At 72.0% G+C, this 22404-nt stretch carries 26 protein-coding genes; 13 read left to right on the top strand and 13 right to left on the bottom strand.

Annotated features, from left to right (window positions below; genetic code table 11):
• The first annotated feature begins 13 nt into the window (after positions 1 to 13).
• Complete coding sequence (locus VFG42_RS16075) at positions 14 to 331, top strand: hypothetical protein (RefSeq protein ID WP_324909775.1); 318 nt, start codon at positions 14 to 16, stop codon at positions 329 to 331.
• 39 nt (positions 332 to 370) lie between these two features.
• Here VFG42_RS16075 and VFG42_RS16080 read toward each other — a convergent pair whose 3' ends face one another.
• Positions 371 to 1132 carry an NAD-dependent protein deacylase gene (locus VFG42_RS16080; protein ID WP_324909932.1) on the bottom strand — a complete coding sequence of 254 codons (762 nt, stop codon included), beginning with the start codon at positions 1130 to 1132 and terminating at the stop codon, positions 371 to 373.
• Position 1133: 1 nt separating this feature from the next.
• Positions 1134 to 3143 (bottom strand): 3-hydroxyacyl-CoA dehydrogenase/enoyl-CoA hydratase family protein, encoded by a 2010-nt coding sequence (locus VFG42_RS16085; RefSeq protein ID WP_324909776.1) that lies wholly within the window; start codon positions 3141 to 3143, stop codon positions 1134 to 1136.
• Positions 3144 to 3384: 241 nt separating this feature from the next.
• Here VFG42_RS16085 and VFG42_RS16090 point away from each other — a divergent pair, with 241 nt between their 5' ends.
• Positions 3385 to 3537: a hypothetical protein gene (locus tag VFG42_RS16090; protein WP_324909777.1), complete on the top strand. Its 153-nt coding sequence runs from the start codon at positions 3385 to 3387 to the stop codon at positions 3535 to 3537.
• Between the two features lie 98 nt (positions 3538 to 3635).
• Here VFG42_RS16090 and VFG42_RS16095 read toward each other — a convergent pair whose 3' ends face one another.
• The 5 genes from VFG42_RS16095 to VFG42_RS16115 form a co-directional block, all read right to left on the bottom strand.
• Entirely contained in the window at positions 3636 to 4244 is a 609-nt protein-coding gene (locus tag VFG42_RS16095) for a hypothetical protein (RefSeq protein ID WP_324909778.1), read from the bottom strand.
• Positions 4245 to 4256: 12 nt separating this feature from the next.
• Positions 4257 to 4706 carry an SRPBCC family protein gene (locus VFG42_RS16100; RefSeq protein WP_324909779.1) on the bottom strand — a complete coding sequence of 150 codons (450 nt, stop codon included), beginning with the start codon at positions 4704 to 4706 and terminating at the stop codon, positions 4257 to 4259.
• Positions 4707 to 4722: 16 nt separating this feature from the next.
• A complete protein-coding gene (locus VFG42_RS16105) occupies positions 4723 to 5160 on the bottom strand; it encodes a PadR family transcriptional regulator (protein ID WP_324909780.1) in 438 nt (145 codons plus the stop codon).
• Positions 5161 to 5220: 60 nt separating this feature from the next.
• Entirely contained in the window at positions 5221 to 5955 is a 735-nt protein-coding gene (locus tag VFG42_RS16110; RefSeq protein WP_324909781.1) for a hypothetical protein, read from the bottom strand.
• Between the two features lie 110 nt (positions 5956 to 6065).
• Complete coding sequence (locus tag VFG42_RS16115; RefSeq protein WP_324909782.1) at positions 6066 to 7238, bottom strand: acyl-CoA dehydrogenase family protein; 1173 nt, start codon at positions 7236 to 7238, stop codon at positions 6066 to 6068.
• A 265-nt stretch (positions 7239 to 7503) separates the two neighbouring features.
• Between VFG42_RS16115 and VFG42_RS16120 the strand changes: the two genes are divergently transcribed.
• Positions 7504 to 7818, top strand: coding sequence for a hypothetical protein (locus VFG42_RS16120; RefSeq protein WP_324909783.1), 315 nt, complete (start codon positions 7504 to 7506; stop codon positions 7816 to 7818).
• Positions 7819 to 7838: 20 nt separating this feature from the next.
• Here the strand turns inward: VFG42_RS16120 and VFG42_RS16125 are convergent, their stop codons facing one another.
• Genes VFG42_RS16125 through VFG42_RS16135 form a run of 3 tightly spaced genes read right to left on the bottom strand, consistent with a single transcriptional unit; the run spans position 7839 to position 10619 of the window.
• Positions 7839 to 8306: a hypothetical protein gene (locus tag VFG42_RS16125; protein WP_324909784.1), complete on the bottom strand. Its 468-nt coding sequence runs from the start codon at positions 8304 to 8306 to the stop codon at positions 7839 to 7841.
• 41 nt (positions 8307 to 8347) lie between these two features.
• Entirely contained in the window at positions 8348 to 9472 is a 1125-nt protein-coding gene (cax, locus tag VFG42_RS16130) for a calcium/proton exchanger (protein ID WP_324909785.1), read from the bottom strand.
• 10 nt (positions 9473 to 9482) lie between these two features.
• Entirely contained in the window at positions 9483 to 10619 is a 1137-nt protein-coding gene (locus VFG42_RS16135; RefSeq protein ID WP_324909786.1) for a hypothetical protein, read from the bottom strand.
• 50 nt (positions 10620 to 10669) lie between these two features.
• Here VFG42_RS16135 and VFG42_RS16140 point away from each other — a divergent pair, with 50 nt between their 5' ends.
• From VFG42_RS16140 to VFG42_RS16160, 5 genes are read left to right on the top strand one after another with little or no spacing between them, the layout of a single operon-like run.
• A complete protein-coding gene (locus VFG42_RS16140) occupies positions 10670 to 12031 on the top strand; it encodes a D-glucuronyl C5-epimerase family protein (protein ID WP_324909787.1) in 1362 nt (453 codons plus the stop codon).
• A 12-nt stretch (positions 12032 to 12043) separates the two neighbouring features.
• Positions 12044 to 13228 (top strand): ArsA family ATPase, encoded by a 1185-nt coding sequence (locus VFG42_RS16145; protein ID WP_324909788.1) that lies wholly within the window; start codon positions 12044 to 12046, stop codon positions 13226 to 13228.
• The gene (locus tag VFG42_RS16150; protein WP_324909789.1) at positions 13218 to 13574 is read left to right on the top strand and encodes a hypothetical protein; all 357 of its coding nucleotides are present in this window, start codon (positions 13218 to 13220) and stop codon (positions 13572 to 13574) included. The genes VFG42_RS16145 and VFG42_RS16150 overlap by 11 nt, the downstream gene beginning before the upstream one ends.
• A gap of 55 nt (positions 13575 to 13629) precedes the next feature.
• Positions 13630 to 14421, top strand: a complete 792-nt coding sequence (locus tag VFG42_RS16155; protein ID WP_324909790.1) for a hypothetical protein — start codon at positions 13630 to 13632, stop codon at positions 14419 to 14421.
• A gap of 37 nt (positions 14422 to 14458) precedes the next feature.
• Positions 14459 to 15130 carry a hypothetical protein gene (locus VFG42_RS16160; protein WP_324909791.1) on the top strand — a complete coding sequence of 224 codons (672 nt, stop codon included), beginning with the start codon at positions 14459 to 14461 and terminating at the stop codon, positions 15128 to 15130.
• A 3-nt stretch (positions 15131 to 15133) separates the two neighbouring features.
• Here VFG42_RS16160 and VFG42_RS16165 read toward each other — a convergent pair whose 3' ends face one another.
• Genes VFG42_RS16165 through VFG42_RS16175 form a run of 3 tightly spaced genes read right to left on the bottom strand, consistent with a single transcriptional unit; the run spans position 15134 to position 17204 of the window.
• Positions 15134 to 15580 (bottom strand): MarR family winged helix-turn-helix transcriptional regulator, encoded by a 447-nt coding sequence (locus VFG42_RS16165; RefSeq protein WP_324909792.1) that lies wholly within the window; start codon positions 15578 to 15580, stop codon positions 15134 to 15136.
• On the bottom strand, positions 15577 to 16959 hold the full coding sequence (locus VFG42_RS16170) for an MFS transporter (RefSeq protein WP_324909793.1): 1383 nt from the start codon (positions 16957 to 16959) through the stop codon (positions 15577 to 15579). Before VFG42_RS16170 ends, VFG42_RS16165 begins: the two co-directional genes overlap by 4 nt.
• A 50-nt stretch (positions 16960 to 17009) precedes the next feature.
• Positions 17010 to 17204, bottom strand: a complete 195-nt coding sequence (locus VFG42_RS16175) for a hypothetical protein (RefSeq protein WP_324909794.1) — start codon at positions 17202 to 17204, stop codon at positions 17010 to 17012.
• Between the two features lie 46 nt (positions 17205 to 17250).
• Between VFG42_RS16175 and VFG42_RS16180 the strand changes: the two genes are divergently transcribed.
• The 5 genes from VFG42_RS16180 (at position 17251) to VFG42_RS16200 (ending at position 22400) form a co-directional block, all read left to right on the top strand.
• Positions 17251 to 18153, top strand: a complete 903-nt coding sequence (locus tag VFG42_RS16180) for a MoxR family ATPase (protein WP_324909795.1) — start codon at positions 17251 to 17253, stop codon at positions 18151 to 18153.
• Positions 18154 to 18205: 52 nt separating this feature from the next.
• The gene (locus tag VFG42_RS16185) at positions 18206 to 19558 is read left to right on the top strand and encodes a VWA domain-containing protein (RefSeq protein WP_324909796.1); all 1353 of its coding nucleotides are present in this window, start codon (positions 18206 to 18208) and stop codon (positions 19556 to 19558) included.
• A gap of 380 nt (positions 19559 to 19938) precedes the next feature.
• The gene (locus VFG42_RS16190) at positions 19939 to 20625 is read left to right on the top strand and encodes an ABC transporter ATP-binding protein (protein ID WP_324909797.1); all 687 of its coding nucleotides are present in this window, start codon (positions 19939 to 19941) and stop codon (positions 20623 to 20625) included.
• Positions 20626 to 20628: 3 nt separating this feature from the next.
• Entirely contained in the window at positions 20629 to 21375 is a 747-nt protein-coding gene (locus VFG42_RS16195; protein WP_324909798.1) for an ABC transporter permease, read from the top strand.
• Positions 21372 to 22400, top strand: a complete 1029-nt coding sequence (locus tag VFG42_RS16200) for an ABC transporter substrate-binding protein (RefSeq protein ID WP_324909799.1) — start codon at positions 21372 to 21374, stop codon at positions 22398 to 22400. Before VFG42_RS16195 ends, VFG42_RS16200 begins: the two co-directional genes overlap by 4 nt.
• Positions 22401 to 22404: the final 4 nt, after the last annotated feature.

Below are 22404 nucleotides of genomic sequence, written 5' to 3' on the forward strand. Positions count from 1 at the left end.
CTACAGTGCCTGCGTGACCGACGCCGCCGAGCCCGCCCTGATCCGGATCGCCCGGCCGCCGGTGCGCTCGCCCGACGCCGACCTGCCGTTCACGGTCCTGCTCGACGACGCCGAGGCGGGCCTGCTGGAGCACGGCGAGGCGGTGACGCTGGAGGTCGCGCCCGGCTCGCACCGGATCGAGCTGCGCGTCGGCGACGCGGGCAGCCCGGTTCGCGAGGTGACCGTCGGCCCCGGCGAGCGGGTCCTGCTCGGCTGCCGCAGCCGCGCGGCGGGCGTCAACATGGTGTTCAACGTCTTCGGGCGCGGCCACTACATCAGCTGGATCCGGTAGCGCGGGCGCCGCGCCCGCGTCCGGTAGCGACGCCAACCCCTACAACGCGGCGACCAACGCCTCCAACTCGGCCACCACGTCGCCGTCGAGCTTGACCGCCGCGCGTCCGTCCCACGGCGTCGGTCCCTGCGTGACCACCGCGACCGCGCCGCCGTTCTGGCGCGTGACGCCGGGCAGCTGGGCGATCGGGTGGACCTCCAGCGACGAGCCGACGCACAGCAGGACGTCGGCGCCCGCCGCCAAGGCGTAGGCCTCCTCCAGCGCGCCGGTCGGCAGCCACTCGCCGAAGAGCACGACGTCGGGCTTCAGCGGCTCGCCGCAGTCGCAGTGCGGCACCGAGATCGGCGAGTCCTCCAGCCGCGTGCGGACCTCGGCGATCGGGTACCGCGCGCCGCAGCTCAGGCACGACGACGTGTCGATCGTCCCGTGCACCTCGATCAGCCGCGACGTCCCCGCCCGCCGGTGCAGCCGGTCGATGTTCTGGGTGATGACCGCGTCGAGCTTGCCGCGCGCCTCCAGCTCCACCAGCGCCCGGTGCGCGCCGTTGGGCTCCTTGTCCTCCAGCGTCTGGAAGCGGTTGCCGTAGAAGTGCCAGAAGCGCTCGGGGTCCGCGCGCCAGGCGTCGATGTGGGCGACCTCCATCGGGTCGACGTTCGCCCACAGCCCGGTCCCCGGCGAGCGGAAGTCGGGGATCCCGGACGGCACCGAGATCCCCGCGCCGGTGAGCGCGACGACCGACCCGGCGTCGCGCACCAGCGACGCCAGGCGGTCGATCCGCTCGGGCTCCGAGCCGCCGCTCAGCTCAGCGGCCCTTCCACTCCGGCTTGCGCTTGCCCAGGAACGCGCCGATGCCCTCCTTGGCGTCCTCGCTCTGGAACACGCGAGCGAACGCGGCCTTCTCCTTCTCGATGCCCTCGTCGAGGTCGCCGGCCGCGCTGTTGGCCTTGATCTCGGCCAGCGCCAGCGGCGCCGACTCGCCGAGCTTGCGCGCCCACGCCAGCGCCGTGTCGAGCAGCTCGTGGTCGGGCACCGAGCGGTTGACGAGGCCGAACTCGTAGGCCTCGTCGGCGCCGACCGGGTCGCCGATCAGGTTCATCTCCAACGCCTTGTTCTCGCCGACCAGGCGCGGCAGGCGCTGCGTGCCGCCGAAGCCGGGGATGATCCCCAACTTGATCTCCGGCTGGCCGAAGATCGCCGACTCCGCGGCGATGCGCACGTCGCAGGCCATCGCCAGCTCGCAGCCGCCGCCGAAGGCGAGGCCGTTGACGGCGGCGATCGTCGCCACGCCCTTGGTCTCCAGCTCGCGGAACAGCGCGTGCGCGTCGTGGATGAGCTGGGCGCCGGACGCCTCGTCGAGCGTCGTGAAGGCCTTGATGTCGGCCCCGGCGCTGAACAGGAACGGGTTGGTCGAGGCGATGACCAGCGCGCGGACGCCGTCGGCCTGGACCTTGTCCCACACCTTGCGCAGGTCCTCGATGACCTTCGGCGCGATCGAGTTCATCTGGCCGTTGGCCAGCCACGCGATCGCGGTCTCGCCGCGGGACTCCAGCTTGACGACCGCGTCGTCGCCCGCCGGCTGCTCGGCGTCGGCCTGCGGGTAGGCGTAGAAGCCCTGGCCGCTCTTCTGGCCGAGGCGGCCCTGGGCGACCAACCGCTTCAACACGGTCGGCGGCGCGAAGCGCTCGCCCCACTTCTCCTCGGCGCTCTCCAGCCGCTCGAGGATCGAGTCGAGGCCCTCGATGTCGGCCTTCAGGAACGGCGGCAGCAGGCCGCGACGGGGGTCGAGGCCGGCGCCGGCCATCATCCCGAAGTCGATGTCGCGGTGGGTCGCGACGCCCTCCTCGAGCACGCTCGCCGCCTCGACGAACGTCTTCAGCACCAGCTTCTCGACCAACTCCTCCACGTTGGGATCGGCCTCGCCGGCGAGGTTCGCGTTGCCCTCGGCGTCGTAGAAGCCGTTGCCGCCGGTCTTGGCCCCCAACTTGCCCTCGGCCACGAGCTTCCGCATGCCCTCGGGGACGTAGAAGCGGTCGCCGTAGGAGTCGGCGAGGTGCTCGGCGACGTGCAGCACCGTGTCGAGGCCGAGCAGGTTGATGAGGAAGTACGGCCCCATCGGGACGACGTTGGCGGCGCCGACGCCCTCGTCGATCTTCTTGATCGAGAGGCCCTGCTCCTCCTGGTCGCGCCAGATCTCGGCGATGCCCGAGTTGAGGATGCGGTTGACGACGAAGCCCGGGACCTCGGCGCAGGTGATCGGCTGCTTCTTGATGGCCTGCGCGAAGGTGATCGCGGCCTGCATCGTCTCCGAGGACGTGTCCTCGCCCTCGATGACCTCGATCAGCGGCATGATCGACGCGGGGTAGAAGTAGTGGAAGCCGACGACCTTGTCGGGGCGCAGCGTGGCGTCGCCGATCTCGGTGATCGACAGCGACGAGGTGTTGGACGCGAGGATCGCGTGGCCGGGCGTGACCGCGTCCAGCTCCGAGAAGACCGCCTGCTTGATCTCCATGCGCTCGGGGACGGCCTCGATGACGAAGTCGACGTCGCCGAAGGACGCGTAGTCGGTGGCGCCCTCGATCAGGCCGACGATGCGATCGACCTCGGCCGCGGCCTGCTCCTCGGTCAGCTTGCCCTTCTTGACCAGCCGGCCGATCTGCCCGGCCGTGACGTTGCGGGCCTCGGTGAGCCCGGCGTCGACGAACTCCTGCTTGACGTCCTTGAGGACGACGGGGATGCCGGAGGCGGCGATCGTCTGCGCGATCTGCCCACCCATCGTCCCGGCGCCGACGACGGCGGCCTTGAACACGAACATGAGGTCTCGGGAACCCTTCTGGTTGGCGGCTTTGCGGGTGCTGCGGCGGCGAAGACTAGCCCGTCCGGGCTAGTCGCGAGGCCTCGATCACCTGTGTGGGCCACGATCGCTGTGGGGGACGTCACACATCCCTTGCGGGCTGTCACAAGCGTGTCACAATGTCCTCGTCGCCCAGCTCCCCAGCAGCGGCGGCGCAGGACCCGACGCAGGACCCCTCTCCCCTACTCCCCAAGGATCGCCGATGGCCCGTCGCATCATCGACGCCGTCGGTCGCGCGCTGACGCGCACCGACCGCATCACCGACCACGAGCACCCCCACTTCCATCGGGGCGCCCAGGGCAACGTCGCCGCCTGCTACGTGCAGGGCTGCGACCGCCCCAAGCTGGACAGCTAGCGCCCGGAAGACGCGGCACCCGCAGCACCGCAAGACCCAAGACGCATCCTCCTCCTCACGGCCGCCGTCGGACTCGCTCCGGCGGCGGCCGGCGTCTTTCAGGCGCCATACGCCGTCCAGCCTCCGAGGCCGCCGGACGGCAGCGGGCGGTCGTCGGGCCACAGCTCGAGCGCCCGTTCGGCCGCCTCGCGCAGCGGCGCGCTGTCGACCTCGGCGACGACCTCCTGAAGGCCCTTCGCCGGCCAGACCAGCGCGAACCTCACCGGGCCCTCCGGCGGCAGCGGCCACAGCCAAAAGGTCTGCGACCACGATCGCAGGCCGCCGTGCCCACCGCGCTGCACCAGGGCGATCTCGCGCGACGCGTCGCCGCGCGCCGGCGGCCCGTCGACGACCGCCCGTCGCCCGTCCGCGAAGCCGACGCCGAAGCGCAGCGCGTCCGGACCGCCCTGATGGTGCAGCGGGTGCATCCGGTCGGGCTCGACCGCCTCCTGCCGCGCCCGCACGGAGAGGCCGAAGGCGAACCCGTCCGGCGTCACCGACGCGCTGCCGATCCACGCCGCCCAGTCCGCGGTGCGCGCGAGGAGGACGTCGAGCGCCACGGTGACCGGCACGACGTTCTCGGCCATGCCGTGCCACGGCGGCTGACGGTGCTCCGTCGGCGCCGGTGGCGCGGGCGGCAGCTCCAGACCTTCGAAGAAGGACGCCATGCGGTGAGCATCTCACACGATCTGGTCGCCGGCCTCCAGCTCGTGCTTGAACCGCCGCAGCGTGCGCTTGAGCGAATCGCGCATCGGGCGGCGCGCGAAGAGGTCGATGACCTGGCGCTGCGGTGGGTCCATCTTCAGCGTGTAGTCGAGCGACATGATGATCTTGCAGCCCTCGCCGTCGGGGTGGAACTCGATGCGTTGCACGCCGCGGATCTTGTCGTCCTCGACGTCGAGCGTCTGGCCGACGCGCGCCTCGTGGCGGGACACGCGCTCCTCGACACGGCCGCGGCCGTCGACCTTGGCGTCCCACACCACGCGCCCGGAGCGCGGCCAGTCGCCCTCGACCTTGGCCACGTGCGCCAGGCCGTCGACGAACGTCGGCCACCGCGCGGTGTCGTACCACAGCTCCTCCGCGGCGCTGGCCAGCGCGGCGACCTGCACCTCGGCGCGAACGCGTCCCATGGCGCGACAGTCTCGCCTACAGGCCCAGCGTCGTGCGGATGTCGTCCAGCGCCTGGGCGACCGCGTCCAGCCGCGGCTCGACCGCCTCAGCCAGGCGGGCGCGCTCGGCGGCGCCGGCGTCGGTCAACCGGTAGAAGCGCCGGGAGCGGCGCTCGGGGTGCTCCCACTCGCCGGCGATCAGGCCATCGGCCTCCAGGCGGCGCAGCAGCGGGTACATCGTGTTGGGGTTGACCGCGATCAGCCCGCGCGAGAGCGTCTCGATGCGCTCCATCAGCGCGCCGCCGTAGGACGGTCCGTCGCCCAGGAAGTGCAGGACCAGCAGCGGCAGCACGCCCGCGCGACGCAACTCGCCGGCCAGCGGGTCGGAGGATCCGGCGCCCCCGCCGACCGCTCCACGTGCCGCCCCCAGCGGTGCCGCCTCGGCGACGGCCTCCTCGGTGCGACGGCGGGTCATGGGACCGAAGCTTCCCACGCGCACGGCCTCGCCATGCGCGTGGGAGCCGATCCGGCCGCGCTACTTCGTGCAGGCGGTGACCTTCGCCGCGTCCGTGCCGGCCGCCGAGAGGCAGGCCGTCAGGTCGCCCTTTGGCGCCGCGGACCCCGTGGACGGTGCCGTCGTCTTGGCCGTCGTCGCGCTGTTGTCGAGCCCGTCGAGCGTCTTCTGCACGCCGGCCATCGCCTTGCGCGCGTCGGCCTCCGGCGACGACATGCCCTTGCCGTCCAGCGACGCGCGCCAGAAGCGCTGGTTGTCGAGGTAGACCGAGATGCCGGGCTTGCCGGTGTCCGGCATGACGGTGACGACGATGTGCGACACGTCGTCGAGGCCGAGGTGCTCCTTGGCGGCGGCCTCGCCCGCCAGCTTCTCGACGACCTTCGTGTCGACCTTGTTGATGGGGAACACGTTGTCCTTCAACGTGCCCGGGCCCGTCAGCGTGACCGGCAGCTTGTCGACGCGGCCGTCCTCCTGGATGCGGAACGAGCGTCCGCGGTCCTCCGAGCCGGTCGAGGCGTCGGCCTCGATGTAGCCGGGGTAGACGTTCAGCGCCAGCAGCCGGCCGTCGTCGCCCACCTGGGCGCGGACCTTGTCGAGGGACTGGCTCAGGCGATCGGCGTGGAACTGCGACTTGGGGTCGCCGCCCTTGCGGTTGACCGAGTCGGTGGCGTGCTTGGCGGTGATGGCGCCCTTGACGCCGAAGAAGAGGCCGACGGCGGCGCCGATCAGGCCGAGGATGGTGAGTGAGCGGAACATGCCCCTCACGACGGCGCAGCGACGCTCTCCTTACGCGGCCGCCGCGCAAGACGCGGACGGGCCGCCCTCGCGGGCGGCCCGTCGCGCGGCGAACCTTCTCCTCGGTGGCGCTAGGCCGTGGCGGCCGTGGGCTCCTCGATGCGGCGCGGCAGCAGCGTCTCGCGGGCGATGACGAGGCGCTGGATCTGCGACGTGCCCTCGTAGAGCTGCATGATCTTGGCGTCGCGCATCAGCTTCTCGACCGGGTACTCCTTGATGAAGCCGTAGCCGCCGTAGACCTGCACGGCGTCGGTGGCGACCTCCATCGCGGAGTCCGAGGCGAAGCGCTTGGCGTGCGACGACTCGATCGTGTTGCGCTGGCCGTTGTCGAGCAGGACGGCCGAGTTCCACGTCGCCAGGCGCGACATGTGGACCTTGGTCGCCATGTCGGCGATCATGAACTGGATCGCCTGGTGCATGGCGATCGGCACGCCGAACTGCACGCGCTCCTTGGAGTACTCGACCGCGAACTCCATCGCGGCGCGGGCGATGCCCGTCGCCATCGCGGCGACGCCCGGACGCGTGCGGTCCAACGTCATCATCGCGACCTTGAAGCCCTTGTTCTCCTCGCCGAGGATGTGGTCGGCGGGGATCTCGGTCTCGTTGAACGTCACGGTCGCCGTGTTCGACGCCCGCTGGCCCATCTTGTCTTCCTTCTTGTCGATGACCACCGTCTCGTCACGGGGCACGACGAAGGCGGAGATCCCGCGGTGGCCGGCGTCGGGGTCGGTCTTGGCGTAGACCGTGTACCAGTCGGCGTGCGAGCCGTTGGTGATGAAGCACTTCTGGCCCGTGATGACGTACTTGTCGCCCTTCTTGACGGCGCGCGTGCGCATCGACGACACGTCGGAGCCGGCGCCCGGCTCGGTCAGGCAGAACGACGCGTACTTCAGCTCCTCGGCCAGCATGCCCAGGTACTTCTTCTTGATCTCCTCGGAGCCCGCGAGGATGACCGGCGCGCTCGCCAGGCCGTTGGCGCCCAGCGACGTCGTGATGCCGGAGCAGCCCCAGGACAGCTCCTCCTCGATCAGGCACCCGTCGAGGTAGGACAGGCCGGGCCCGCCGTACTCCTCGGGGATGTGCGTGTTCATCAGCCCGACCTCGTGGGCCTTGGCGAAGACGTCGGCCGGCCAGGTGCCGTCCTTGTCGTACTCCCACGCGACAGGACGGATCTCCTTCTCCGCGAAGTCGTGGGCCAGCTCGCGAAGGGCCTTCTGCTCGTCGGTCAGCGTGAAGTCGACCATGGGAAAGAGGCTGCTTTCTCCTAGAAGAACGGGGAAGCGCACGCGGAGCGAGCCGCGTGCGCCGGGTCCGATTGACTGGTCAGTCAACGGCTGTCGCACAGGGTAGCGGGATGTCCCTCCTCGTCAAGCGCGACTGGACCGACGTCACGCCGCGAACGGCCCGCGGGACGCGTTGCCCTGGGTCCCGGCGGTGGCGGCCGGCGCGGTCGCCGCCGCCCGAGGTTGCCGCCTATCCGGCAAGTCCTATACAACCCGTGCCATGGCCATGCGGCGCTTCGAGCTCGACGACCTCGTCAACCGTCCCGGGACGTACTTCAACCCCCAGACGGAGGTGCTGATCGTCGTCGACGACTCGCCCGACCTCGACAACGAGATCTTCGACCTCGAGGAGGCCGAGGGCGCCGACTGGGTGCTGATCTCCGACGAGGCCCCGGTCGACGAGCGCACGCGCGACGACCTCATCGAGCGCTTCCAGTCGCGTCACAGCGCGACCACGACCGGCGACGTCGAGCCCGACGAGATGGACGCCGACGACTTCGACGGCTTCGAGGTCCAGGACCCCGACGAGGACGACCTCTAGGTCGCCTAGGAGCCGGTCGCCTAGGAGCCGGCGGTCGTGCCGCCGGTGGCGGCGGAGGCGGCGGTCGTGGCCGCGGCGGACGTCGAGGCGGCGGTGGTGGTGTCGCTCGTGTCGGTCGTCGTCGTGCCGGTGGTCGCCGTGCCGGTGGTCGACGCGGCCTTGTGGCCGACCTCGACGACGCTGCGGTCCTTGCCGCTGCCGTAGACGTGGAACTGCCGCCCGTCGCGCCAGATCAGGTCGAACGCCTGCCCGCTGCGGGCGTTGCCGGACAGGTTGACGCACATCTCGTCGCGCTCGCCGCCCTTGATGCGGGCGAACTGGTGACCGTCCACCTTCGAAAGCTTCTCGCCCTTCTTGAGGTCCTGCTGGGCCTCGGTGAAGAGCGTGTCGAAGCTCTTCTTGGTCGTCGAGCTGGTCGACGACGTCGAAGGGGTCGACGTGGTGGTGGAGGTGGTGGTCGCCGCGGTGGTCGCGTTGACGGACGTCACACCCGGGTGGTCGACCGCCCGGCCGCGCCGCTTTAGCGCGCCTACGAGCCCGCGAACAGGAACGTCAGCCCGAGGACGACGTAGACGGCCAGCAGCTGCAGGCCCTCGAACCACGTCGACTCGCCCTCGTTGGTGACGTGGTTGGCGATCAACACCGCCAGCAGCACCGCGCCGACCTCGAAGCCGTTGAACACCAGCGCCATCGGGTGCGGCCCGAGGAAGAACGAGCAGATGACCAGCACCGGCGCCGCGAACAGCGCGATCTGCGCCGATGAGCCGATCGCGATGTTGACCGCGAGGTCCATCTTGTCCTTGCGCGCGACGAGCACCGCGACCCAGTGCTCGGCCGCGTTGCCGACGATCGCCACGACGATCACGCCGATGAAGAACTCGCTGAGCCCGACGCCCTTGGCCGCCTCGGAGATCGACCCCACCAGGATCTCCGACATCACGCCGACCGCCACGCCGGCGATCGCGAGCATGACGATCGACCGCTTGATCGACCAAGCGTCCTCGACCGGCTCGGCGTCGGCGCCGTGGTCGGGGTTGAAGAGGTCGCGGTGGGTCTTCAGCGAGAACAGCAGCCCGGCCGCGTAGGTCGCGATCAGGACGATCGCCACGGCCAGCGACAGGTGCTCGACGTTGGACGGGTAGTTGCGGATCTCGTCTCCGGGCAGCGGCAGCCCGTTGCCCTGGATCAGCTCGAAGATCGCGGGCATCACCAGCGCGACCGCGGCCAGCAGCAGCATCGCCGACTGCGACGAGGCGGCGGTGCGGTCGAACTTCTGGCGGTCGCGCCCGATGCCGCCGACGAACATCGCGGCGCCGAGCACCAGCAGGATGTTGCCGAGCATCGAGCCGATCAGCGACGCCTTGACGACCTCGTGCAGCCCGGAGCCCAGCGCGAACAGCGCGATGATGATCTCCGGCGCGTTGCCGAACGTGACGTTCAGCAGGCCGCCGATGCCGGGCCCCGACCGGTGGGCCAGCTCCTCGGTCGCCCGGCCCATCAGCGCGGCCGTCGGGATGACGCCGCCGGCCGAGACGAAGAAGATCGCGATCGCCGACGCCCCGATGATGTCCAGGACGATCGCCAGCGGGATCAGCGGCACCAGGAGGTACGGCCAGCCCTCGCTGGTGGCCAGGAACGAGCGCAGCTGCTGCACCGAGCGCAGACTACTTGTTCAGGTACTGGGCACAGCCCTGGACCTTGGCCAGGTCGTTGCCCGCGGCCGCCAGGCAGGACTCGTACTTGCCCTGCGGCTCGGTGGCGGCCGTTCCGCCCTGGTCGGCCGGCGTCGCGTCGGTCGTCGACGGGGTCGTCGCGGTGGTCGACGGCGTCGTGGCCGACGCGTCGCCGCCCAGCAGCCCGCTCTGCTGGAGCACCGAGCGCAGCTGGGAGATCGGGCGCGCGTCGGCGGGCTTGACGATCTTCTGCGGCTGGTTGAGCTGGGCCAGCGACAGCGTGAAGGCGACGCGGCCGGTGGTCAGGCCGTTGGCCTGGTCCTTGAGCTGGTCGGGGACGTCGACGCGGACGTCGACCGCCACCTTGCGCAAGGTGTGGTCCTTGGTCCCGGTCCACACGTCGACCTTGGCCGACCTCACCGACCGGGAGATCAGCTCGCGCTGCTGGGCCGACAGCTGGGTGGGCACGGCGGTGCCGGTCGCGGCGCCGCCGGCGGACGCCACGCTCTTGGCCTTGCTCAACAGCGTCGAGAGGTCGGTCAGCAGCTTGGGGACGTCGACGCCGGAGGTCAGGTGGACGGTCGGCGTGCCGGCGACGTCCTCCTCCCCCACGTTCTTGGGGTCCTTCAGCCAGCGGATCGGCCGCACGCCGAGCGCCGACAGCGTCGTCGTGCCCTGCTTGGCGCCCGAGTCCTTCTTGGCGTTCTCATAGCCCTTGCGGAACGCCTCGTAGGTGCTCTTGCCGACGTCGAAGGCCCGGCCCTCGATCGTCAGGTAGCCGCCGCCCTGCGCGAAGACCGCGCCGAGCGTGACCGGCTGGGTGCCGCCGAAGTCGACGTCGAGCGCGAAGTCCGGGAGCTTGGCGCCGCCGTTGGACTGGAACGGGCCGTTGAGGTGGAGGTTCAGCGGCGTGCTGAGCACCGACCAGCCCTTGAGGTCGACGTCGAGCGTCGCGTCCACCCGGCCGCTGTGGACCGGATGCCCGGTGCCGAACGTGTCCTTGATCAGCGTGGACGCGTCGCCGCCGGAGCCGCCCGCGGACGCGTCGGCGCCCGACCCGCCGCCGCAGGCGGAGGCGGTCAGCGCGATGACGGCGAGCAGCAGCGGGACGAGGCGGGAGGGCTTCATGGCAAAGGGCGTTGCGAACGGCGAGGGCTGAGGAACGTAGCATCGGCCTCGTGCCGCGCACGCCGGTCCTCGCCGTCCTCGTCACCGTCCTGATGCTCCCCGCGAGCGCCCTCGCGAAGGATCCGACCGTCCGCGGCGAGCTCAACCGGCTGGCCGCCTCCGACGCGATCGTGCCCGAGCAGCAGACCGCCTGGCGCGACGACTACGACGCCGCGCAGGCCGCGCTGAAGAAGCTCCACGGCACCCGCTTCCGCGAGCTGCGGGCCGTCGTCGTCAACGTCGACCGGATGGCCGCGCGCCACCAGTTCACGCCCTCGCGGCTGCCCGCGGTCTTCATGACGCTGCGGCGCAACCGCGACTGGTGGACGGCCAAGCCGCTGCCGCGGACCGGGCAGCGCGCGTCGTTCGCGCCCAGCCAGCTGGTGTGGCAGTACTACCCCGGCCAGGGCTGGCAGATCCAGTGGCTGGCGACGTTCGGCAAGGCCAACGCGCTGTGGTCCTACGGGGGCAAGGACGACGAGCTGCGGCGCCTGCTCGACGAGGCGCTGGCCTACGCCACGCAGCGCGCGGGCGGGATCGCCTTCGAGTACCTGTTCACCTTCGACGGCGGCCGGCCGCCGTGGGTCAGCGGCCTGGCGCAGGGCACGGGGCTGTCGGCGCTCTCGCGCGCGGCGATCCGGCTGCGGACCACCCGCTACTTCGACGCCGCGCGCCAGGCGCTGGGGATCTTCAGGACCCCGCCGCCGGAGGGCGTCCGCTTCACGCGCTCGACGGGCGTGCACTACCTGCAGTACTCCTACGCGCCCACGCTGCGGATCGCCAACGGCTTCACGCAGGCGCTCAACGGCCTTCATGACTTCGCGGCGCTCGCCAACGACGAGGAGGGGCGCGTCCTGTTCGCCTCCGGCGAGCGCGAGCTGCGCCACGAGCTGCCGCAGTTCGACACCGGCGCCTGGTCGCTGTACTCCAAGCCGGGCGCGGAGTCCGACCTGGGCTACCACAAGGTGCTGCGCGACTTCCTCCAGAACCTCTGCGACCGCCTGACGAAGGCCGGCTCCCCCAGCCCGACGCTCTACTGCGACACCGCGCGGCGCTTCACCGCGGACCTGACGACGCCGCCGACGCTGAAGGTGCGGCTGCCCGCGAAGGACCCGCGCGCGAAGGCGGGCGTGACGATCCGGATCGCGCTCGACAAGATCTCCACGGTGACGGTCACCGCGGCCCGCGGCGGCAAGGTGGTGTTCTCGCACACGGCCCGCTGGGCACACGGCACCCACGCGCTGCGGATCACGCCGTCGCGGCGCGGCGCGCTGACGATCCGCGCCGGCGCCGTCGACCTCGCCGGCAACGTGGGGTCCGGTCAGGCGGTCCTGCACGTCAAGGCCGCCCCGAAGAAGAAGCACAAGGACTAGTCTGTCCGCTCCTTGAGCCAACCCCCGCGCACGATCCTCTACACGGGCAAGGGCGGCGTCGGCAAGACGTCGGTCGCCGCGGCCACGGCGCGCCGCTGCGCGGCGGCGGGCCTGCGGACGGTCGTGCTGTCGACCGACCCGGCGCACTCGCTCAGCGACTCGCTGGGGACGCCGCTGGGGGCCGAGCCCGTCGCGGTCGGCGACCGGCTCTGGGGCCAGGAGGTCTCCGCCCAGGAGGAGATGGAGCGCAACTGGGCGGGCGTGCAGGACTGGCTCGGCGAGCTGCTGATCGCGCGCGGCGTGGACCGCATCAGCGCCGAGGAGCTGACGGTCCCGCCCGGGATGGACGAGCTGTTCAGCCTGCTGGCGATCAAGCGCCACCACGAGTCCGGCGAGTACGACGTGGTGATCGTCGACTGCGCGCCGACCGGCGAGACGCTGCGGCTGCTGTCGTTCCCCGACGTCGCGCGCTGGTGGCTGGACAAGGTCTTCCCGCAGCAGGGCCGGATCCTCGACGCCGCGCGGCCGTTCGCGCGCGCCGTGCTGGACGTGTCGCTGCCGGGCAACGAGGTCTTCGACGACGTCCAGCGCCTGGTCCGCAACCTGATCGCGATGAACGAGATCCTCCGCGACAACGAGCGCGTCTCGATGCGGCTGGTGATGACCCCTGACCGGATGGTCGTCGACGAGGCGCGGCGCACGTTCACCTACCTCAACCTGTACGGGTACCTGACCGACGCGGTCGTCGTCAACCGCGTGTTCGGCGAAGAGGTCGGCGACTACTTCGGCCCGTGGCGCGCGCGCCAGCAGGAGCAGCTGGAGGCCGTCCGCGACGCGTTCGCCCCGGTCCCGGTGCTGCAGGCGCCGTACTTCGAGGAGGAGGTCGTCGGCGGCGCGATGCTCGACCGGCTCGGCGACGCGCTGTTCTCCGGCGACGACGCCCTGCCCGCCCAGGCCGTCCACCACGCCACGGTCTCCGAGCGCCTGGAGCTGGGTGCCGACGGCGCGACGCTGCGCCTCGAGCTGCCGTTCGCGCGGCGGGGCGACCTGTCGCTCAAGCGCCTGGGATCCGAGTTGATCGTGCGCGTGGACGGGCACAAGCGGACCATGCTGCTGCCGCCCGCGCTCGACGACCTGCACCCGAGCGGCGCGACGTTCGAGGACGGCGCGCTGACCATCACCTTCGATGCCGCCTGAGCCCACCGAGCCCACGCGCCTGGACGACCTCCGGGCCCGCCTGCGCGACACGCGCGAGGCCGCGCAGCGCCTGGCCGAGGAGATCCCGGACGCGCCGGCGGAGGCCCAGCACGCCGCGGCCGACGAGATCTCGGCGCTGGTCGGGGTCCTGCGCGCGCTGCGCGACGCGGTCCCCGACGACCTCTGGGAGCAGGTCCGCGAGATCGTCCGCCAACTGCTCGTGCTGCTGCGCGCGCTGCTGGACCTGGTCGTCGAGCGGCTGGGCGGCGAGCGCGACGCGCCGCGCGGCGGCACCGCCACCGCGCGCGGTCGCGGTCCGGACCTCCAGGACATCCCGATCACCTGATGGCGGTCTGCCCACGCGCCTACAATCGGCGCCAGATGGCGGCGGGAGCTTCGGCATGATCGGGCGCGTGCGGCGCGCCTTCGGCGCCCTGGCGCCCGACCAGCGGCTGGCGGGCGCGGCGGCCCTGGGCCTGTTCGTGACGATGTTCCTGCCCTGGTACACCCGGGACACGACCGCGGTCGTCGGCGGCAAGCTGCAGACCGTCGGCTCGACGCTGATGGCCTGGAAGGCGTTCTCGTTCGTCGAGGCGGCGATCCTGCTGGTCGCCGTCGGCGTGCTCGCGCTGCTGTTCGCGCGCGGCGAGCGGAAGGCGTTCCACCTGCCCGGCGGCGACGGCCTGGTCATCACGGCCGCCGGCGTCTGGGTCGCGCTGTTGGTCTTCTACCGGCTGATCGACAACAAGACCGGCTCGACGTCGGAGTTCCAGAAGGTGGACTACGGCGTCTCGTGGGGCATCTTCGTGACGCTGCTGTGCGGGATCGCGCTGGCCTACACCGGCCAGCGCATCCGCCAGGCGCGGCTGAGCGAGCCGCCGCTGCCCGGCGAGGGCCCCGACGGCGGCGCGCCACCGCGCGGGCCCGGCGGCCCCGCGGGCCCCGCGGCTCCCGCCGGCCCGGCGAGCCCCGCCCCGACGGTCACCGACCGGCGTCCCGGCCGCACCGCCGCCGAGCGCGAGGCCGAGCGCGCCGCGCGCGAGCAGCGCCGCCGCGGCGACACCGGCGAGACCGCCGTGGTCCCCGCCCCGCCGCCGACGACGCGGGCGCCGGCGGCCGCGCCGACCGAGCGCCTGCCGCCGCGCCCCGAGATCGACGGCGGCACGCAGCTCTCGTTCGACGAGCAGGAGTAGGTGAGTACGGCCGCGGTGACGCGGGAACGTCCGGGTCATGATGCTCCGCCGACGACGCAACGCCATCGACGACGATCGCGGTCGCGACGTCGTCGTCGACTACGGGCCCTCGCTGGCCAAGGGCCCCGCCATGATCGCGGGCGCGATCCTGGTGGCCTTCGGCCTCTGCGCCCTGCTCAAGAACAACGACTTCCCGTCGTTCTCCGCCTCCTTCCCCAACGCCGACGTCCACGGAACCAACTTCCTGGGCATCGAGGTCAACGGGTGGACCTGCTTCTTCTCGATCACCGCGGGCGCGCTGCTGCTGTTCGGCGCCGCCCAGCACCACCTGGCCAAGCTGATGTCGCTGCTCGTCGGCCTGGCGCTGGTGGCCTGCGCGGTGATCGCGGTCATCGACGGCCACGACGTCCTGGGCCTCGCCGCGACCAACGGCTGGACGAAGCTCGGCTTCGCCGTCGCCGGCGTCGCGATGCTGCTCAACGCGCTGATGCCGCGGGTCCAGCGCCGCCGCGAGGTCGCCACCGGCGCCGCGGCGGGCACGGGCGCCGGTGCCGCGCCCGTGGCCGGCGACACGACCGCCACGCGCCGTCGCCGCTTCGGCCGCCCGGGCCGCGTGCGCGGCGACGCGCCGGTCGCCGACCGCGCGCAGCCCCGCGCGACGGCCGCCCCCGAGGAGGCGCCACGCGGCCCGCGCCACCACCCGGTCTAGAACCTAGAACCCGCCGGGCTCCGGGTCCGAGCCCGCGAGCTTGGCCACGATCCGATCCAGTGCCTCGAGGTCCTGCGGCGGCAGCGCCAGCAGGACCTCGGGGGGCAGGTAGAGCACGCGCTCGGCCTTGGCCGCCGCCCGCCTGCCCGCCGCCGTCACGCTGATGAGCTTGGCGCGCCGGTCGGTGGGATGCGGCTCGCGGCGCACGAACCCGCGCTGCTCGAGGTCGTCGACGATCACGCTCACGTACGGCGCGTCGATCGCCAGCAGCGTCGCGAGCTGGCGGCCGGTGCGCGGCTCTCGGGACGTGTACAGCAGGGCCTTGACGCGCGTGAAGCTCATCCCGAGCGCGTCGCTGACCGCCGGGCGCCGATCGCGCCGGCGCACGAGCGAGGACAGCGCCGCCCAGACGCGGCGGGCCTGCTCGTCGTCCTCGGGCACGCCGGTCATGCCGCCACCATCGGCTCGTCCAGGCGCCGCGCGGTCTCCGCGGCGGTGCGCTGGGCCCAGCGCGTCGTCGTCGCCAGCCCGAGCGCGACGACCACCACGCCCAACGCGAACACGATCCACCAGCCCGTCGGGTCGCTGCCCGGCAGCACGCCGTGCAGCGTCGCGCCGACGACCGCGACGCCGAGCGACTGCCCGACCTGCCGCGACGTCGAGGCGACCGCGGCCGCCACGCCCGCCTGCGCGGGCGGCATGCCGCTGACCGCCGTGTTGGTGATCGGCGGGTTGATGACGCCGAAGCCGATCCCGAAGACCACGTAGGCGGCCAGGACCCAGACCAGCGACGTCGTCGGCGCCAGCACGGTGAGCATCAGCGCGCTGATCGCGATCCCCACCCCGCCGGCGACCAGCGGCCAGCGCGTGCCGAAGCTCCCGACGACGCGGCCCGACAGCGGCCCGCCGATCGCGGTCATCGCGGCCATCGGCAGCGTCAGCAGGCCGGCGTGGACGGGGCTGTAGCCGCGCACGTCCTGGAGGTACAGGGTGTTCATGAACAGGAAGCCCGCCAGCGCGGCGAACGCCGACACCGCGATCAGCGTCGCGCCGCTGAACGGCGCGCTGCCGAAGAAGCGCAGCTCGATCAGCGGCTCCTCGCGCCGCGGCTCGTAGAGCAGCAGGCCGACCAGCGCGACGGCCGCGACCGCGTAGAACGGCGGCGCGCTCTCGATGATCCCGTACACCAAGGTCGCCAGCATGACGATCACCAGCCCCTGGCCGATCGGGTCCACGCGGCGCCCGTGCGCGGCCCGCGACTCCGGCACGTAGCGCGCGGTCAGCGCGATCGCGGCCAGGCCGACCGGGATGTTCACCCAGAAGATCGCGCGCCACGACGCCTCGACCAGGAAGCCGCCGAGCACCGGCCCCAGCGCCATGCTGAGGCCGACGACCGCGCCCCAGACGCCGATCGCCCGCGCGCGCTCGCGCGGGTCGTGGAACGTGTTGCGGATGATCGACATCGCCACCGGGTTGAGCATCGAGCCGCCGACGGCCTGCAGCATCCGGAACGCGATCAGCCAGCCGACCGACGGCGCCAGCGAGCAGGCCAGCGAGCCGAGCGTGAAGACCGCCAGCCCGACCTGGAAGACCCGCACGCGGCCGAGGCGGTCGGCGGTCGAGCCCGCCAGCATCAGCAGCGAGGCGAGGACGAGCGTGTAGGCGTCGATCGTCCACTGCAGCTCGGAGACCGAGGCGTGCAGGTCGCGCCGGATCGAGGGCAGCGCCACGTTGACGATCGTGTTGTCGAGCCCGACGATGAAGAGGCTGATGCAGCAGATCGCCAGGACCCGCAGCCGCCCGCGCCGGTCGGAGATCGTTGTAGGCACACAACCGTTATAGCACCACAACTATCGCGCGCCCAGAGACGCGTCCGCGCTCAGAAGTCCAGCGGACCGTGCTCCTGGTAGCTGCCGTAGGCGCCGAGCAGCAGCAGCCCGGTCGCCAGGAACAGCAGCGCGATCCCGATCGCCACGATCTTCTGGTCCTTGAAGATGTGCCCCATGAGCGTGAGCACGACGCTGAAGGCCATCAGCGCGTAGATCGGCGTGGCGGAGATGGCGCCCAGGATCACGCCCGGCAGCCTCGCAGATCGCCCGGCTTCGTAGACTTCTTGGCCCATGCCGGTCGAGCCCTCCTCCGTTTCCGACGTCCACGCGGGCCTGCGCGCCACGGGCTACCTGCCCGCGGAGTCCACCGCCCTGGTCAGCTACCTGTCCGCCAAGCTCGGCAAGCCGATCCTCGTCGAGGGCCCAGCGGGCGTCGGCAAGACCGAGCTCGCCAAGGCGCTGGCCAAGTACCTGGACCGGTCGCTCGTGCGCCTCCAGTGCTACGAGGGCCTCGACGAGGCCAAGGCCCTGTACGAGTGGAACTACCGCAAGCAGCTGCTGCGGATCCAGGCCGAGCGCCAAGGCACCGGCTGGGACGACGTGCAGGACGACATCTTCGGCGAGGAGTTCCTGCTCGAGCGCCCGCTGATGACGGCGATCGCCTCGCCCGACCCGGTGGTGCTGCTGATCGACGAGATCGACAAGACCGATCAGGAGTTCGAGGCCATGCTGCTGGAGGTCCTGTCGGACTTCCAGATCACGATCCCCGAGCTGGGCACCGTGGCCTCCAAGTCGCACCCGATCGTGCTGTTGACCTCCAACAACACGCGCGAGCTGACCGAGGCGCTCAAGCGCCGCTGCCTGTACCTGTGGATGGACTACCCGGACCTCGAGCACGAGCTGGAGATCGTCCGCCTCCACACGCCGGACCTGCCGGACGCCGTCGGGCGCAAGCTCGTCGAGGTCGTCGCGCAGGTGCGCGACCTCGACCTCAAGAAGCCGCCGTCGATCGCCGAGTCGATCGACTGGGCGCGCGCGCTGCTGCTGCTCGGCGCGCAGGACATCGACACCAAGGTGTTCAACGAGACGATGTCGGTCATCGTCAAGCACCGCACGGACCTCGACGTCGTGTCCGAGCGCGTCGGGGTCAAGCTCGGCGGCGGGCTGGGGGTCAGTGCCGGCGCATCCTCATAGGAACGCGCGGCGCGCGGGCGTCCACGGGACCGCTCAGCTGGAGCGGCCCGGGATGGCCGGGCGCCTGCTGGAGTTCGGCGAGGAGCTGCGCGGCGAGGGCGTCGCGATCGGCACGTCGGAGCTGCTGGACGCCTTCGCGGCGCTGCGGCACGTGCCGTGGACCGAGCAGGTGGACTTCCGCGAGGCCTTGGCGGCGACGCTGGCCAAGTCGCAGGACGACCGGCGCGTCTTCGAGCTGGTCTTCGACCGCTTCTTCTTCCGCGCCGCCGAGCTGGCGGCGATCGAGGAGGGCGTGCGCGAGGAGGGCGGCATCTCGCCCGACGACGCGGGCATGCTCGACATGGAGGAGCTCAAGCGCCAGGTCGCCGAGGCGGTGCGCGACGGCGACGAGGCGCTGATGCGCGACCTCGCGCGGCTGGCGATCGCGGCGTTCGGGCGCCAGGGCGAGGGCTCGGGCGTCATCGGCGTCGACGTGCAGCGGATCCGGCGCTCGCTGGCGCTGCGGACCGACCCGCAGCCCGACCTGCCGCCGGAGGACCCGCGGCGCGACGGCCTGCCGCGCGACGAGATCCGGCGCTTCGAGGCGCTGTTGCGCAAGGAGCTGGAGCGGTCGCAGATCGAGCGCACCGAGCAGCTCTCTCCGGCGCGGCCGCTGAACGAGCTGGACCGCGCGCTGCCGTCCGGGCCGCTGCAGGACCTGGCCGCCGTGCACCGCGTGGTCGCCCAGCTCAAGCGCCGGCTGAAGACGCAGGGCAACGAGCAGCGCGGCCAGAAGCGCCACGCGGCCGTCGACATGCGCAAGACGATGCGCGCGTCGCTGGAGTTCGGCGGGGTCCCGGCGGTCATCAAGGAGAAGCCGGTCCGGCCGCGGCGGCCCGAGATCTACGTGTTGTGCGACGTGTCGACCAGCGTCACCAGCGCGTCGGTGTTCTTCTTGTCCGTGTTGCACGCGCTGCACGACTCGTTCCGCAAGATGCGGTCGTTCGTGTTCATCGAGCGGATCTCGGAGGTCACCGAGATCTTCGCCAAGGAGCGCGACTTCAAGGCCGTGTCCGAGGCGATCGGGCGCGACAGCGGCGTCGCCGACATCTCCGGCTACACCGACTACGGGCGCGTCTGGAGCGAGTTCCGCGAGCTGGTCGAGGACGACCTGCACCCGCGCGCGACGGTCATCGTGCTCGGCGACGCGCGCACCAACGGGCGCGATCCGCGCGCCGACATCTTCGCCAAGGTCGCCCAGAAGGCCGGGCGCACGTTCTGGCTGAACCCCGAGCCGCGGTTGTACTGGAACTACGGCGACAGCGTGATCTCGGCCTACGAGCAGCACTGCGAGGCCTACGAGTGCTGGACGACCCAGCAGCTCGAGGACTTCGTCAAGGCGCTCACGCGCCCGATGAACCGCTGACCGGCGGGCGCGGTCCTCGAGCACGCGGTCGGCGACGCGCCGGACGACCCCGCCTGCGCGGCGCGCCGGCGCTGACCGAGGCCGAACGGCGGACGGCCGACCTCGCGGCCGAGGGCCTCACCGACGCCGAGATCGCCGGACGCGGCGAGCCGGAGCGCGCGCGGCACGAGCGCTGACCGGGAGCGCGTCCGGTAGGCTGGAAGGTCTAGGAACTACAGGGGGGCTCGCGGACGCGGGCTGAGATTGCGCCCGAGGACGGTCCGGCGCTGACCCTTCGAACCTGTGGGGTAATGCCCGCGGAGGGAGCGATGGCGACGAGGCTCGGGGTCCCGAAGGTGGGGCCGGGCGACGCAACAAGAAGCGCGGTGCGGCTGGAAGGGGTGACCCGTCGGTTCGGCGACGTGGTCGCGCTGGACGGCGTCTCGCTGAGCGCGGCGCCGGGCGAGGTCGTCGCGGTCGTCGGCGCGTCCGGCTCGGGGAAGTCGACGCTGCTGGAGCTGGTCTGCGGGCTGCAGGCGCCGGACGCCGGGTCGGTCCACGCGGGCCGCGCGGTGCTGATGCCCCAGCGCGACCTGCTGCTCCCGTGGCTCGACGCGCGCGACAACGCCGCGCTGCCGCTGCGGCTGGCCGGCACGCCGAAGGACGCCGCCCGCGCGCGCGCCCACGACCTGCTCGTCCGGCTCGGCCTGGAGGGCTTCGAGCGCGCCCGCACCTGGCAGCTCAGCGGCGGGATGCGCCAGCGCGTCGCGGTCGCGCGCACGCTGCTGGCCGGCGCGCCGATCCTGTGCCTCGACGAGCCGTTCGGCGCGCTGGACGCGATCACGCGCGCCGACGCCCAGACGTGGCTGGCCGAGACGCTCGCCCACGAGCCGCGCACGGTCCTGCTCGTCACCCACGACGTCGAGGAGGCCGCGCTGCTCGCCGACCGGATCGTCGTCCTCTCCCCCCGGCCCGGCCGCGTCGTGGCGACGGTCCCGGTCGACTTCCCGCGCCCGCGCTCGGCCACCGATCCGCAGGTCGTCGCGGTCCGCGCCCAGGCGATGGAGGCGCTGCGGACCAACCGCTAGGCCATGCTCGCCGCGCTCATCATCATCGTGCTCCTCGGCATCTGGGAGCTGTACGCCCGGCTCGGCTCGGTCGACGACTTCATCCTGCCCGCGCCCGACCAGGTCGCCTCGTCGCTGTGGCACGACCGCGGGCTGCTGTGGGACAACCTGCTCGTCACCGCCGAGGAGATGCTGCTCGGCCTGCTCGTCGCGCTGGTCGCCGGCGCCGCGCTGGCGCTGCTGCTGCACCGCTTCGCGCCGGTCCGCAAGGCGCTCTACCCGCTGCTGGTCGGGACCCAGGCGATCCCGATCGTGACGATCGCGCCGCTGCTCGCGGCCTGGTTCGGGTACGGGCTGCTGCCCAAGCTCGTGATCGTCGCGCTCGTCTGCTTCTTCCCGATCGTCGTCACGACCCTCGACGGCCTGCGCTCGGTCGACCCCGAGCAGCACAAGCTCATGCGCACGCTGAACGCGACGCCCGCCCAGACCTTGCGCTGGGTCGAGCTGCCGACCGCGCTGCCCGCCGCGCTGAGCGGCGCGAAGATCGCGGTCGCCGTCGGCGGCATCGCCGCGGTCTTCGCTGAGTACGCCGGCTCCGAGGACGGCCTCGGCCACCTGCTGCTGCAGTCGATCCCGCAGCTGGAGACCGCGCGCGCCTGGGCCGCGGTCGTCGTCCTCGCGGCGCTCGCCGTCTTCTGCTTCGCTCTCCTGGCCCTCGCCGAGCGCCGCCTGGCGCCGTGGGCCCACCGACCAAAGGACCCGACCACGTGATCCGCCGCCGCGCCCGCCTCGTCCCGCTCGCCCTGACCGCCGTCGCGCTCGCCGGCACGCTGTCGGCCTGCGGCGCCAAGAAGGACGTGACCACGACGAGCAGCGCCGCCACCAAGCGCCTCGACCTCGTCCTGGACTACCTGCCCAACGCCGACCACGCGCCGATCTACGCCGCCCAGGCGATCGGCGCGTTCAAGGCCGCCGGGCTGGACGTCCGGATCCAGACCCCTTCCGACCCGGCGACCCCGCTGAAGCTCGTCGAGTCCGGGCGGGCCGACCTCGCGATCTCCTACGAGCCCGAGCTGCTGCTGGCGCGCGACAAGGGCGCGCACGTCGCCGGGGTCGGCGCGCTGATCCAGAAGCCGCTGACGTCGATCATGTCGTTGAACAAGCACTTCACGAGCGTCAAGGACCTCAAGAACGCCACGGTCGGCACCGCGGGCATCCCGTACCAGACGGCCTACCTGCGGACGATCGCCGACTCCAACGGGTTCTCGCCGAGCACGATCCACGAGGTCAACGTCGGCTTCAACCTCGTCCCGAGCATGTTGTCCAAGAAGGTCGACGCCACGCTCGGGGCGTTCTGGAACATCGAGGGCGTCCAGCTCCAGCGCCGCCACAAGGACCCCACGATCATCAAGATGGACGAGGCCGGCATCCCGACCTACCAGGAGCTCGTGTTCGTCGCCAACAACGAGAAGCTCCAGGAGAAGGGCGTCGGCGCGGTGATGCGCCGCTTCCTGCAGGCGGTGTCGCGCGGCGCGAGCGCGGTCAAGGCCGACCCGGCCGTCGGCGCCGACGCGCTGGTCAAGGCCGACCCCGATCTGGACCGCGCCACGGTGCTGGCCCAGATCAAGGCCACGCTGCCGGTGTTCTTCCCCGAGAGCAGCGCGTTCCCGTGGGGCTACATGAACGCTGACGAGTGGGCGGCCTACGGCCAGTGGATGTTGAAGAACAAGCTGGTCAAGACGCTGCCGACGGCGACGTCGATCACCAACGAGTTCCTGCCCGGGCGCGGGATCTGAGGCG

The sequence above is a fragment of the Baekduia sp. genome (assembly GCF_035685985.1).
In the GTDB taxonomy this organism is placed as follows: domain Bacteria; phylum Actinomycetota; class Thermoleophilia; order Solirubrobacterales; family Solirubrobacteraceae; genus Baekduia.